At 68.3% G+C, this 12913-nt stretch carries 15 protein-coding genes; 10 read left to right on the top strand and 5 right to left on the bottom strand.

The window, feature by feature from the left end:
• Positions 1–45: 45 nt before the first annotated feature.
• From AAF430_15635 to AAF430_15615, 5 genes are read left to right on the top strand one after another with little or no spacing between them, the layout of a single operon-like run.
• Positions 46–1182 carry a nucleotidyltransferase family protein gene (locus AAF430_15635; GenBank protein MEM7411661.1) on the top strand — a complete coding sequence of 379 codons (1137 nt, stop codon included), beginning with the start codon at positions 46–48 and terminating at the stop codon, positions 1180–1182.
• Positions 1179–1481, top strand: a complete 303-nt coding sequence (locus AAF430_15630; protein MEM7411660.1) for a PqqD family protein — start codon at positions 1179–1181, stop codon at positions 1479–1481. Before AAF430_15635 ends, AAF430_15630 begins: the two co-directional genes overlap by 4 nt.
• Positions 1478–2683, top strand: a complete 1206-nt coding sequence (locus tag AAF430_15625) for a radical SAM protein (protein MEM7411659.1) — start codon at positions 1478–1480, stop codon at positions 2681–2683. Before AAF430_15630 ends, AAF430_15625 begins: the two co-directional genes overlap by 4 nt.
• Positions 2680–2865, top strand: a complete 186-nt coding sequence (locus AAF430_15620; GenBank protein MEM7411658.1) for a hypothetical protein — start codon at positions 2680–2682, stop codon at positions 2863–2865. The genes AAF430_15625 and AAF430_15620 overlap by 4 nt, the downstream gene beginning before the upstream one ends.
• Positions 2862–3746, top strand: coding sequence for a hypothetical protein (locus AAF430_15615; protein ID MEM7411657.1), 885 nt, complete (start codon positions 2862–2864; stop codon positions 3744–3746). The genes AAF430_15620 and AAF430_15615 overlap by 4 nt, the downstream gene beginning before the upstream one ends.
• Before the next feature lie 441 nt (positions 3747–4187).
• Here AAF430_15615 and AAF430_15610 read toward each other — a convergent pair whose 3' ends face one another.
• Positions 4188–4994, bottom strand: coding sequence for an ABC transporter permease (locus tag AAF430_15610; protein MEM7411656.1), 807 nt, complete (start codon positions 4992–4994; stop codon positions 4188–4190).
• Positions 4991–5623: an ATP-binding cassette domain-containing protein gene (locus tag AAF430_15605; protein MEM7411655.1), complete on the bottom strand. Its 633-nt coding sequence runs from the start codon at positions 5621–5623 to the stop codon at positions 4991–4993. The genes AAF430_15610 and AAF430_15605 overlap by 4 nt, the downstream gene beginning before the upstream one ends.
• 225 nt (positions 5624–5848) lie before the next feature.
• Between AAF430_15605 and AAF430_15600 the strand changes: the two genes are divergently transcribed.
• The 3 genes from AAF430_15600 to AAF430_15590 all read left to right on the top strand — a co-directional run bounded on the left by AAF430_15600 (position 5849) and on the right by AAF430_15590 (position 8845).
• Positions 5849–6082, top strand: coding sequence for a KH domain-containing protein (locus tag AAF430_15600; GenBank protein MEM7411654.1), 234 nt, complete (start codon positions 5849–5851; stop codon positions 6080–6082).
• Positions 6083–6249: 167 nt separating this feature from the next.
• Positions 6250–8067 carry an AMP-binding protein gene (locus tag AAF430_15595; protein ID MEM7411653.1) on the top strand — a complete coding sequence of 606 codons (1818 nt, stop codon included), beginning with the start codon at positions 6250–6252 and terminating at the stop codon, positions 8065–8067.
• A 295-nt stretch (positions 8068–8362) separates the two neighbouring features.
• The gene (locus AAF430_15590) at positions 8363–8845 is read left to right on the top strand and encodes a hypothetical protein (GenBank protein ID MEM7411652.1); all 483 of its coding nucleotides are present in this window, start codon (positions 8363–8365) and stop codon (positions 8843–8845) included.
• Positions 8846–9034: 189 nt separating this feature from the next.
• On the opposite strand, the gene AAF430_15585 is transcribed toward AAF430_15590, so the two are convergent.
• The gene (locus AAF430_15585) at positions 9035–9127 is read right to left on the bottom strand and encodes an AURKAIP1/COX24 domain-containing protein (GenBank protein MEM7411651.1); all 93 of its coding nucleotides are present in this window, start codon (positions 9125–9127) and stop codon (positions 9035–9037) included.
• A gap of 405 nt (positions 9128–9532) precedes the next feature.
• Here AAF430_15585 and AAF430_15580 point away from each other — a divergent pair, with 405 nt between their 5' ends.
• The gene (locus AAF430_15580; protein MEM7411650.1) at positions 9533–9865 is read left to right on the top strand and encodes a hypothetical protein; all 333 of its coding nucleotides are present in this window, start codon (positions 9533–9535) and stop codon (positions 9863–9865) included.
• A 131-nt stretch (positions 9866–9996) separates the two neighbouring features.
• Complete coding sequence (gene rpoZ, locus AAF430_15575) at positions 9997–10206, top strand: DNA-directed RNA polymerase subunit omega (protein MEM7411649.1); 210 nt, start codon at positions 9997–9999, stop codon at positions 10204–10206.
• Positions 10207–10327: 121 nt separating this feature from the next.
• On the opposite strand, the gene AAF430_15570 is transcribed toward rpoZ, so the two are convergent.
• Both AAF430_15570 and AAF430_15565 read right to left on the bottom strand, forming a co-directional pair.
• Entirely contained in the window at positions 10328–11578 is a 1251-nt protein-coding gene (locus AAF430_15570; protein ID MEM7411648.1) for a HAMP domain-containing sensor histidine kinase, read from the bottom strand.
• Between the two features lie 20 nt (positions 11579–11598).
• Positions 11599–12744 carry a PilT/PilU family type 4a pilus ATPase gene (locus AAF430_15565; GenBank protein ID MEM7411647.1) on the bottom strand — a complete coding sequence of 382 codons (1146 nt, stop codon included), beginning with the start codon at positions 12742–12744 and terminating at the stop codon, positions 11599–11601.
• Positions 12745–12913: the final 169 nt, after the last annotated feature.

The following is a 12913-nucleotide window of genomic DNA, read 5'->3' as shown; positions in this document are numbered from 1 at the left end:
TCTCTTGGAGGGCGGCGAAGCCCTCGGAGGACGCCACCGGTGATCGTGCTCCCGAGAACGGGAAAACCTGCCCAGCGCTGGCTCGCGCATCTGCTGCGCGCGTGCGAGGGCTCGATCCGGCCCGGAGATCCCTTCGATGACCTCGATCCGTTCGAGCCCCGCGCCGTGCTGCGGGCCGCCGAGCGCGCGCGCGTGGCTCCGCTGCTGCATCGCGCGCTCGAGGCCGGGCGCATCGCCGACCCGCTGCCCAGCTCGTTCCGCAGCGCCTGTGAGCGCATCTACTACGCATCGCTGCGCAAGAACCTGATCGCGCTCGAGACCTCCGCGTCGCTCTTCGAAGAACTCGCGGCGGCCGGGATTCCCGCGGCCCCGCTCAAGGGCTGGGCCTTCGTCACCGGATCCGATCCGCTGTATCCCGACTGCGGCACCCGCCCGATGGACGACCTCGACCTGATCGTCGATCCGGCCCACCGAGAGCCCGCTTTCGCGCTGCTCGAGAGCCGCGGCTTCCGGCCGGTGAACGACAGCGCTGCGCGTGTGGCCGGAGGACATGAGGTGGCCTTCCACCGCCGCGTGTCCGGTGCCGATCTCTTCGTCGAGTTGCACTGGGCGTGGGCAGGCAAGGAAAGCCTGATGCGCGAGTTCGCCGTCTCCGGAGCCGACTTTCTCGGAAGCCTCTGCGAGGAATCCGACGACGGGACCCGCCGCCAGACCGAGCTCGGCGCGATCCTGTTCACGTCCTTGCACGCGACGCGTCACACCCTCGAGCGGTGGATCTGGCTCGTCGATCTGCACCGGCTGCTGACCCGGCGCGAGCCCGATTGGGAAGGGCTCCTGCGCGAGGCTGCGCGTTGGCGCGTGCGCCGTCCGCTCTACGCGGCGTTTGCCGCGACCCGCGAGCTGCTCCGAACGCCGATCCCGAAAGAAGTGCTGTCGGAGCTGGCGCCCGGCCCGGTGCGCAAGCGGCTCCTGCATCGGAGTCTCGCGCGGACCGCGCAGGAGCCGCGTCATCAGCGCCGGGCCTGGACCGTGAAGCTCCTGCTCGGCGAGAGCTGGTGGGACGTCGCACGGACGGCGGCCTGGGCCGCATCGCCCGGCGAAGCCTGGTTCTCCGAGCCCGGGCGCCGCCCCGATGCGCATCCGCTGCATGCCTGGCGCTCCCGACCGGGGGGCGACGCGTGACCGCTCCGGTGCGAGAAGAAGGCATCATTGCGCGACGCATCGCCGACGAGACGATTCTCGTTCCGGCGACCCGGCGTGCACGCGAGATGGCCCTGTTCACCTTGAATGAGGTCGGCACTTTCGTGTGGGAACACATCGATGGGGCGCGCGACACCGCGGCGCTGGCCGACGCGGTGGCGGCGTCCTTCGACGTCGATGTCGATCGGGCCCGGAGCGATGTCGAGCGCTTCCTCGGCGAACTGCTTGCGGCGGGTTGTCTGGCCGGAAGCGAAGTCCCCGAACCAGGAGGTCCTGCATGAATTTCGCGCGCGCCCTCACGCGCAACAGCACGCTGGCGGGAGTCGAGAGCGCGGCCATCGGTCGCGACTACAAGGCGCGGATCGCCCGGAATCGCACGCTGATCTCCGGATCGATCGAGCTGACCTATCGCTGCAACCTGCATTGCACGCACTGCTATTGCCCGCCCAGCGAGCGCTCCGAGGAGCTCTCCACGAGCGAGATCATCGACGTCATCGATGAGATGGTGTCGATGGGATGTCTATTCCTGTTGCTCACGGGTGGCGATCCGCTCCTCCGCAAGGACTTCCCCGAGATCTACCGCCACGCGAAGCAGCGCGGAATGCTCGTCACGGTCTTCACGAACGGGACGCTGATCAACGACCGGATCATCGCGCTCTGGGACGAACTGCCGCCCGCGATGGTCGAGATCTCGCTCTACGGGCTCACGCGCGAAGTGTACGAGCAGGTCGTCGCGGTGAAGGGTTCGTACGACCGCTGTATGGACGGCATCGCGCGCGTGCTGGCGGCGGGACACCCGCTCGCGCTCAAGTGCCCCGCCACCACCGAGAACGCCCACGAGATTCCCGGGCTCCAGGCCTTTGCGAAGGACCTGGGGATCGAGTTCCGCTACGACCCGGCCATCCTCGCGACCATGCGCGGCGAGAAGCATCCCCACGCGCTGCGTCTCAGCCCGGAGCAGATCGTCGCACTCGAGCAGGGAGACGCTGAGAAGGACCGGGCCTGGTCCCAGTACCTCGGCGAGCAACGCGAGAATCCGCCCGAGGGTCAGAAGCTCTTCACCTGCGGCGCGGGGAAGAACTCCCTGCACGTGGATCCGACGGGCAACGTCCAGGTCTGCCTGATGGTGAAGAACTTCCGCCACAGCCTGCGCGAACGGCCTCTGCGTGAGATCTACGAACAGGAGTTCCCGAAGATCCGCGCGATCGAACGCGAGCCCGACGCGAAGTGCAGCTCCTGTGCGAGCCGGTCGACCTGTCACAACTGCCCGGGCGTGGCGCTCTGGGAGACCCAGAACCAGCAGTCCCACGTCGAGTTCCAGTGCTCCCTGACCGCGGTGCGCGAACAGACCTACGGGGGGGCGCTCGACGACGCCGCCCCGGCGCCGACCGGATGCGGGAGCTGCGCGAGTGGTGGTGGCTGTGGGTCGAGCGGCGGAGGCTGCGGAAGCGGGACGCTCCTGCAGATCGGAGGCATCGGGTGAGCGACGAGGCAAAGAAGCGCCCCTACGAGGCGCCGGAGATTCGCGTCGTCGAGCTCGACGTCATGGCGAGCTTCCCGGACAACTGCAAGATGGACAATCTGGCCGGGGGGTTCGGCGGCGCCGCGGGAACGTGTGCGCAGTCGAGCCAGCCGACCGTGATGTGTCTGAACATCGGGTCGTGAGCTTCCGCGGGCTCGAGGTGGCCGGGCTGCGAATGGCCATCGAGGTGCCGGACGCGTTGCCCTGGGAGTGGCCCGACGGGCCGCTGCTGCGCTTCGCCTCGACGCCGGAGGACGCGGACGTGCGCGTCCGGGTCGCCGTGCGGGATCGTCTCGAAGCGCCTCCGCGGGCCGCGCTGGCCTATGACTCGGAGGGCGGCATCTTCGACGTCGCTCGCGTCGACGACGGCTGGGTGTTCAGCCTCGCGGTGCGGGGCGAGCTGCTCCGCGTGGCGCGCTTCGACGCGGAGTTCCAGAACGGTGTCGTCGAGGTGGCTGCCGACTCGTTCTACGTGCGCGAGGTGCTCTACCCGCTCGCGTATCCGCTCGACGAGCTGATCTATCTGCACCGCCTTGCGCGCTGTGGAGGGCTCCTGCTGCATGCCTGTGGGGTCGCGCGGGGCGAGCGCGCACGCCTCTACACCGGGCGCTCGGGCGCCGGGAAGACGACGGTCGCGCGTCTCGAACTCGGTCGTGGCGACTGCGAGGTGCTCTCGGACGATCGGATCGTGCTGTGGAAGCGACCCGACTCCGGGTTCGAGGTCTGCGGGACGCCCTGGCATGGCGACGCACCGCTGGCCTCACGACGACGGGTGCGGTTGGCGTCGATCCACGCGATCCACCAGGCCGGTAGCCTGGAGGCGGCCCCGCTCGCGGGAGCGGCGGCGGCTGCGGCCGTGCTCGGCAACGCCTTCCTGCCCGCGCACGACCCGATCGCGGCCGCACGCACCCTCGACCTGGTCGACGAGCTGGTGCGCGAGGTGCCGATCGGAGATCTCCACTTCCCGAAGGCGCCATCCGTCGTGCCGTACGCCTGGCGTCAGCCGGCGGCCGCGTCGGCGTGACGCTGGCCTCCGGCCCCACCAAGACGGAGCGCAGCGAGACCCCCGAGCTGCCGCTGCTGCGGGCTGCGTTGGCCCGCGGGCCCCTGCGTCTGCGCGCGGGCGGGCACTCGATGCGTCCGACCCTGCGTCCCGGAGACGAGCTGCGGATCGAAGCGCGTGAAGCGCGCGACGTCGTGCTCGGAGACATCGTGCTCGCCGACGTGGGCGGGCGGCCGGTGTTGCACCGCGTGGTCCGCCGTCGACCGGCGGGCTGGAAGCTGATTGGCGACGCGCGGATCCAGGCCGACGGTTGGGTCGCCCCCGGTGATGTCCTGGGCGTTGCCGTGGAGCGCGGGCCGCGTCTGGGCGAGGCGCGTCCCGTGCGTTTGGCGTCCGCTTCCGCGCGGGGTTGGGGCTGGTTGCGGGCCGCGTGTCTGCGTCCCGCAAGACGCTGGGAACGCCTCAGGCGAGCGCGAGATCACCACGCCGTTCCGCGCGGCGCAGCGCCCAGCGGAAGCAGGCCAGCGAAAGCGGGAGTCCGGCAAGGCTGAGCAACGCGAGGCGGAGGAGGGCCGTCTGGGACGACGTCCACGATGCGCCCTCGAGCAGCGCCCCGCGCGCCGCTTCGAGGCCCGCCTGGATCGGTACCCAGCGTGCGACCTCCGACCAGGGCTCGGGCAGCAGCGCCACCGGGAAGTACACGCCCCCGAACACGCTGAATCCCAGCAGGGTTGCGCTGATTACCCATCCCGAGCGACGCGTGACCAGCCACGCGCAGGCACCGACGATGCCGATCGGCGCACAGGCGACCAGCGTTGCGACGATGGCGAAGCCCGCCAGCGCCCAGCCGCTCGCCTCGAGGTGCAACCCGAACACGCCGAGACCCAGGCCCAGCGTGATCACCGCCTGAACCAACGCAAAGGCGCTCGGCACGAGCGCGGGACCGAACACCAGCGCCAGCGGGGACGCGCCTGCGGCGAGAGAACTCTCGAGGGTGCCCTCGGCCGCCTGCCGGGCGAGCCCGTGTCCCAATCCGCTGAGCGTCGCGGTGACCCACAGCTGCAGGGTCACGCCGAGCCAGACGAAGGCGAAGTAGTCGCCTCCCGGCAGGAGCGTCGTCTGCGGGGAGACCAACTTGCCGATGAAGAAGTACGACAGCAGGCCCAGCGCCGCGGTGCCCAATCCGAGCCAGGCGGTCCAGCCGTAGCTTCGATGCACGGCGGCGTCGCGGTGTGCGACGGCCAGGCACTGGCGGACGAAGCGGGTCATGCCGCCGCCGCGTGGCGGGCTCCGGCGTGGAGTCGACCGTCGTGGAGTGTCAGCGCCTTGTCGGCGACGCCGTCGAGTTCGTCCTGGGAATGGCTGACCCAGAGACAGGCGGCGGCTCCGAGCTGGCGACGCACGAAGCGCGCAACGCCCGGTCGGCTGGCCGCATCGATCCCGCGCAGGGGCTCGTCGAGCAGCGCGACGCGCGGTGAGCGCAGGAGTACTTGCACCAGGCGCGCGCGTTGTAGGGTGCCGCTCGAGCAGCGTTCGCACGGAACCTCCAGATAGGGCGTGAGGCCGAGCCCTTCGGCGAGGGTCTCGAGGCGGTCCGCGAGGGATGCACTTGGCGACCGGTCGAAGCGGGTGAGGGTCGCCAGGTTCGTCCGCAGCGAGACCCGCCGCAGGAAGCCCGTGTCCGGATGGCACCAGCCGATCCAGCCACGGCGGCGCGCGACGGGCGCCTCCGCGTCGAGGACCCGGATCTGGCCCCGTCGGGGGCGCAGCAGTCCGGCGGCCAGCCGCAGGAGGGTCGACTTGCCGACCCCGTTCGCCCCCTGGATCCCCACGGTCTCGCCGGCACCCACCTGAAACGCCAGTTCGCGCAGGAGATCGGCTTGGGGCCCAAACCCCATACACACATCGTCGAAAGTCAGGATCGGCACCTCCCAGAGATCGGGTAGCGTTCGCCGAAACTTGAGCAGTCGCGGGCAGGTGGGACCCAAAGTCGCGTATTCATGGCGGTCCGACTGCGCTATGGTGATGCCGAGGGGCATCGGGCCGAGCGGCACCAGGCCGGTCTTCGCGGGGGGGCGAGCCGGGGGGATTCTGGCGCCGCCGATGCAGAAGTGGAGGCACCGGTGAAGTCGCTGATCACTGCGATCGTGCAAGCGCTGGTCGATCGACCGGAAGAAGTCCAGATCAAGGAAGTGATTGGGGAGCACGCCCACGTCCTGGAGCTCCGGGTCGCGAAAGAGGATCTGGGCAAGGTGATCGGGAAGGGTGGGGCGCACGCTTCCGCCATTCGGACGCTGATGGCGGCGGCGAGTGGCAAAGAGAAGAAGCGCTACATCCTCGAGATCATCGAGTACTGAGAGCGCTCCCAAACCCCCGGATGCGCCCGTCGGCTTGCCCGACAGGGCGGCCGCCCGGCTTGCGCGTCGCCACCGGCGCGTCGCAGTACGCGGCTTCGTCGGTTCGAGACAGCCTCGTTCCCTGGTAGGATCGCGACGCACGTCGCACCGCACCCGGGAGATTCGCCTTGGCTTTCTCGCCTCCCCAGGATCAGCCCTTCGTTATCGGCGCTCAGCTCGACGCGCGCGCCAGTCACCCGGATCTCGAAAACGCGACTGCGCTGCTCGACGGAGACCGTCGCTTCACCTGGAAACAGGTGCGTGACGAGTCGGTGCGCTGGGCGCGCTTCCTCGGGCAGCGTCTCGGCGCTGCCCGAGGACGCACGGGCCACGTGGCGATGCTGCTCGAGAACCACGCGGAGCTGCTGACGCTCTTCGGGGGCTGTGGCTATCAGGGCTATACGCTGTTCGGCGTCAACTCGGGACTGCGCGGGGAAACGCTGGCGGGGGTTCTCGATCACTCGGAGGCCGAGCTGCTGGTCGTGGACGAGCGGCTCTACCCCGAAGTGGAGAAGGTCCGCTCCCGGCTGCACCACATCCCGGACGAGAACATCCTGGTCCTGCGCACCGAGAGCGACGCGTCCCTCGGGCCGCGCGACGTCATGGCGTGCATCGACGCCGAGGTCGGGACCGCGGAGAAGAGCTTGGACACCCCCGCGGTGGACGTGCAGCCCGAGACGAACCTGGTGGTGATCTACACCTCGGGAACGACCGGGCTTCCGAAGGGCATCAACAACAATCACTTCAAGCTGCTCGCGATCGGTGCGCGGTTGACCGGTCAGCTCGGGCTGGACCCGAGCGCGGTCGGCTACGCGTGCATGCCGCTCTTCCACTCGAACGCACTGTTTCTCGGCTACATGCCGGCCTTCTTCTCGGGAGGCGCGCTCTCGATGCGGCCGCGCTTCAGCGCCAGCGCCTTCGTGCCCGACGTACTGCGCTACGGCGTCACGTATTGGAACTACGTCGGCGAGCCCGTCCACTACATCCTCGGCGCTTTGCAGCGCGAGTACGGAGACGACCTCGCCCGTTTGCGGGCCGAGGTGACGAACCACCCGGACAATCGCTTTCAATACGCGGTGGGCAACGGTGCGGCCCCGCCCGACATCGATCGCTTCATCGACTGGCTGGGGCTGGAGGACATGTTCGAGCTCTACGGCTCGACCGAGGCCGCGATCAGCACCTTCCGCACGAAGAACGACCCGCGCGGGAGCGTGGGCGAGGTCACCGACCCGGCCGTCCAGATCCTCGACGAGAGCGGAAAACCCTGTGCCAACGCGCTCTTGGACGAGGACGGCAAGATCACGAACTACGGCGAGGCGGTGGGCGAAATCTGCCGGGTGGCCGACGATACGGCCCTCTTCCAGGGCTACTTCGGCAACCCCGAAGCCAACGCGTCGAAGTACCGCGAAGGCATCTATCACTCGGGCGACCTCGGCCACATCCTCGAGCGCGACGGCACCCGCTACCTGTTCTTCGACGGCCGAACGGACGACTGGATCCGCAAGGACGGCGAGAACTTCTCGGCGGCCCAGGTGGCGCGCATCCTCCAGGAGCACCCGGACGTCGTCCTCGCGGCGGCCTTTGGCGCACCCTGCTCGGTCTCGGACGAGCTCGTGATGGCGGCGCTGAAGCTGCGTGAGGGGGCACAGTTCGATCCGGAGGGCTTCTACGCGTTCTGTCGGGAACAGGTCTCCCATGGCGGGATGGACCCGAAGTGGATCCCCGACTACATCCGCCTGGTCGACGAGTTCGAGTACACCCAGACCCAGAAGGTGTTGGTGCGGAACCTGAAACGTGTGCACTTCAACCGCACGGCGCTGCCCGATGCGCCGCTCTTCTGGCGACAGCGCGGGGATGCGGCCTTCCGCGCGTTCACGGCGGACGACTACGCAGGGCTGCGGGGTGAGTTCGAAGCACGCGAGAAGCTGACGCTCCTCGAAAGCTGAGCGCCCACGCGCGCCGACTTCCCGTCTCCAGGTGTCGCCGGTCGGGTGTCACCGGCAGGGCGCGAGGGTTCACCGACCGGCAACGCGCGAAGTACGAAGTGGAACGCGCGAAGTACCACTTCGAACTTCGCGGATCGTCGGGGGGCGGAGCGTGCGAAGCGCGAATTCGCGAGGACTGGGGGACTCTGGGGGCGGCGGTTGCACGGGGATTGCCGGCGGCACGGCGCTTGCGTCTGTGACAGGGCACACCCCCCGTCCGCATCCTGCGCGGCGGAAGCGAGGAGTTCGCTTTCCCATGAGCACCCTAGCGAGCGCCCAGGATCACTTTCGCCTGGGCTGCGACGATCTGCGCGACGAGTCCTTCGACCGGGCTCTGGGCCACTTCCGAGAGGCCAATCGCCTCGACCCGGGTTCGGCCCGCTATCGCTCCTACTTCGGCCTTTCCCTGGGGCTTTGCGAGCGACGCTGGGAGCAGGCCCTCGAGCTCTGCCGGTCGGCAGCGCGCGATGAGTTCTTCGACCCGGTCCACTACCACAATCTGGCGCGGCTCCACCTGGCCTTCGGGTTCAAGGCCGAGGCGATCCGCCTGCTGCGACGCGGGCTCATGATCGACCCCGGCAACGAGCCGATCGCCGCCTCGCTGGCCGATCTCGGCGTTCGACGCCGTCCGCCGCTCGGTTTCCTGCGGCGCGAGAACGCGATCAACCGCTGGCTCGGTCGCTTCATCGGCCGGGTCGGGTTGACACCTGCGGAGCCGGTGGCCTCCCTCGCTCCCTAGAGCGGGGCGCGATCCGCGGAGCGACGCGCGCACCCTGGGTGCGATCGAAGACGTGTGTCTCGGCTCCGAATCTCGGCTCCGGAAACCGGGACGCACCGATCCGGGCGCCGATGACCCTCACGTGCGCCATGGGCAGAGCGTGGGGTGACCGGGATTGGGGCTGCGCGCCGGGGTGCCCGGCGGCGTGGGCTAGCGCTTCCGCTTGTGGCGGGCGCGTCGGAGCAGCTTGCGCTTCTTGTGCTTGCGCATCTTCTTCCGACGCTTCTTGATCACACTGCCCAAGGGCCATTCCTCGCGGTCACGGGCTACGGGGAGCGGAGGGATAGCTCGCCATGGGCGCGCGCGCCAACTGCGCTCGCATCGGCGGGACGATGCGTGCCCTTCAGTTGGTGCGAAGTCTGGTTCGACGCCCGCAGTTAGGCTTCGCATCGCCTTGATTTTTTTAGGGTTGTGCCTTGACGAGCCCGAAAAAACGCTGTTAGAGTCATCCGCAAGAGTTGCTCTATGACCGCGGTTTATCGAGAGAACGGAGGCAGATTGCCTTCAAGTGGTGGTTTCCGGTCTCCGATAGGGGGCAGAACCGACTGGCTGTAGCTCCAAGCGACGGCGAGGAATTCTGTTCCTCGACGGGGACGCGGAAGCCGCAGACCGCGGGATCGAGCATTCGACAAGGGGGGTAACCCACAAATGGCAGCTCGAAAGAAGGCCTCTCGCAAGAAGGCCACGCGCAAGAAGGCGACTCGCAAGAAGGCGACTCGCAAGAAGGCCCGGCGCAAGAAGGCCACTCGTAAGAAGGCCACGCGCAAGAAGGCGACCCGCAAGAAGGCGACTCGCAAGAAGGCGACTCGCAAGAAGGCGCGACGCAAGAAGAAGGCCACTCGAAAGAAGAAGGCCACGCGCAAGAAGGCGACGCGCAAGAAGGCTCGCCGCAAGAAGGCCACGCGCAAGAAGGCTTCTCGTCGGAAGAAGGCCACGCGCAAGAAGGCCACGCGCAAGAAGGCTCGCCGCAAGAAGCGGTAGAGCTGGTCGATTCGGCCTTCTCTGGAAGGTCCGAGGACCCCGGCCGGCGTTAGCCGGCCGGGGTTTCCTTGTCTCTGGGGCTGGCCTACGCTCCGACTTCGCTTCCTTGAACCCCGCGGGGGGAGGTTCCCATGGCTCGCATCACTGTCGAAGACTGCATCGAGAAGGTCCCGAACCGGTTCCACCTCGTGCAGATGGCCTCCATTCGCACCAAGCAGCTCAAGAAGGGGGCGCGTTCCCTGGTGAGCTCGGACGAGAACAAGGAAGTGGTGACCTCGCTGCGCGAGATCGCCGCGGGCTACATCAAGCCCGACTACCCGAGCGAGGAAGAGGCCGACTAGCCTCGCCGCGCGCGGCTCGCGCCGCGCGTTCCGCCCGCTCGCATCGCCGCGGCTCCTGCGGCGCACGTCGCTCGCTGGCGACGAAGGGTCCGGACCGCGCCCTGCGAGGGCGGATCCGCGACTAGGCCGTCTGGATCGGGATCTCGACCGTGAAGGTCGTGCCGTGGCCGATGTCGCTCTGCAGCGAGACCTCGCCGTCGAGCAGCGTCACCAGGTCGCGGACCAGTGTGAGGCCGAGGCCCGCACCGGGATACTTCTGCGAGGACGGCTCGTCCACCTGGTAGAACTCGTCGAAGATGTACGGCTGGTCGTCGTGGCAGATGCCGATGCCGTCGTCTTCGATGGTCATCTCGAGCCGGTCGTCTTCGACGCGGCCGCGGATCTGGATCGTGCCCTCGGGCGTGAACTTCGCCGCGTTGTCGAGCAGCAGGAACAAGACCTGGTTGAGCTTCGCCAGGTCGGTGCGCAGGCGCGGGAACGGCTCGACGATCTCGGTCTCGATGCGGATCGGCTTGTCGCCCAGTGAGTCCTGGACGCTGAAGATCGCCTCGTCGACGAGCTCGCGGAAGTTCACGTCCTGCACCTCGACGGGCAGCTCGGACTGCTTGATGCGCCAGAGGTCGAGGATGTTCTGCAGGGTGCGCAGGAAGGAGCTGCCCTCGTCGAGGGCCGTACGCAGGGCACCCTTCGCCGCCTCGGACAGCGTCGCGTCCTCACCGGTCAGCACCGAGATGATGGCCTCGATGATGTGGTTGAGCGGCGTGCGAAGCTCGCGGCTCATCTTCTCGATGAAATCGTTCTTTAGGCGCTCGATCTTGCCGAGCTTCTCGTTGCTCCGCAGGAGCTCGATGTCCTGGGCAAAGAGGGCTTCCGAGAGGCGCAGGACCTCGTCGCCCTTCTCGGCGGCTTCGTCGCCGGCGTCGAGCTGCTTGCGCAGGGCGGCGTATTCCGTCTGGAGCTCCGCGTGCTCGAAGCGGAACGCGATCTCGTCGGCGCGCGCAGCGACCGCTGCCTGGACGGCGTCGGAGGGCGCTTCGGCGTAGCCCACGACGAGGGCGCCGTGGAGCGCGTCCCCCGATCGCAGGGGCAGGATCTCGGTGCCGCCAGGGAGCAGGGCCGTCGTCGCAGCGCAGCGCGCGCTCGGATCCTCGGTCAGCGCCTCGCGCACCTCGGGTGCGGCGTGGGTCCCCGCTTCGCGTGCGGCTTCCGGCGTGGCGAAGCCCGCGGCAGCCCGGAGGCGTACATCGGTGGGACCGGCCTCGCCGACGGCGAACACCAGTGCGACCCCGCCCTGGGCGGTCTCGGCCACCTGGCTGGCTCCGTGGCGCAGTGCCGCGGCGAGCTGTTGGATCGGATCTTCGGGTTTAGCCACGTCCGTCCGTGCCCCGGCGCTTAGAAGCGCTCATCGGAGTCGAGCTCCATCGGGTCCATGACCCGCTCGACGGCGCCGCTGGAGTCAGGATCCCCGCCTTCCATGGCGAGCTTGGTCTTGAAATCAGTCGGGTTCGAAGCGGCCGACAGCGCCACTTCCACGGAGATCTTGTTGGCGCGCAGCAGGTCCAGCAGGTGCTGGTCGAAGGTCTGCATGCCTTCGGCGCGGGCCTTTCCGATGTACTCGGTGATCTCGTGGGTCTTGTTCGGGTCCTTGATGCACTCCTGGATGCTGCGCGTGCTGACCATCAGCTCGACGGCCGGGACCCGCGCCGTGCCCTTCTTGTTGGGCAGGAGGCGGAGCGAAACGATCGCGCGGAGATTGTCGGCGATCCGATTGCGGACCGTCGGCTGCTCCTCGGGCGGGAAGAAGGACACGAGACGGCTGATCGTGGACGCCGCGTCGGCGGTGTGGATCGACGAGAAGACCATGTGGCCGGTCTCGGCGGCCTTCAGCGAGGTGTCGACGGTTTCGAGGTCGCGCATCTCGCCGACCATGATCACGTCCGGGTCCTGGCGGAGCGCCGAGTGCAGGGCGCTCGGGAACGTGCGGGTGTCGGTACCGACCTCGCGTTGGGTGATGATGCTCTTGTCGTGGGTGAAGACGAACTCGATCGGGTCTTCGATCGTGACGATCTTCGCCTTCCGGATCTTGTTCACTTCCTCGATCATCGTCGCGAGGGTCGTGGACTTGCCCATCCCGGTGGCGCCGGTGACGAGGACATAGCCGCGACGACTCTGGGCGAGATCGCGCATGACGCTCGGAAGGTTCAGCTCCTCGAAGCTGCGAATCTGGAGCGGGATCACGCGCAGGACGACGTTGTAGCAGCGTCGCTGGCGCGAGATGTTCACGCGGAACCGACCCTCGCTCGGCAGTTCGTAGGCGAGGTCGATCTCGTCGAAGTCCATCTCGGCGACACGCGGGTCGTCCTCCATCAGGAGCTTCGCGATCGCTTCGGTGTCGGCTTCCGTGAGCACCTTGTAGCGGAGCTCGACGAGGTCGCCGTTGAACCGATAGAGGGGCAGGTAGCCGACCTGGAAATGAATGTCCGAGGCGCCCTTCTCGAGGCCCAGACGCAGGAGGCGGTACAGCTTCTCCCGATCCATCGCTTCCCCATCCTCCCAGGCGGATGACGCGGGGCCCTCCGGCCTCCGCATGTCAGGGGTCCGCATGGTTATCGGCGAATCGCGAGGCGCCTTGACCGTGTTCCCCTGCATTCCCCTGGGGGAGGCGCCGGGTGTGCCGGCTTGCGCTCCATTCCCGTGCGGCCCCTTC

This window comes from Myxococcota bacterium (assembly GCA_039030075.1).
GTDB lineage: Bacteria > Myxococcota_A > UBA9160 > UBA9160 > SMWR01 > JAHEJV01.
This window is presented reverse-complemented; position numbering and strand designations above follow the sequence as displayed.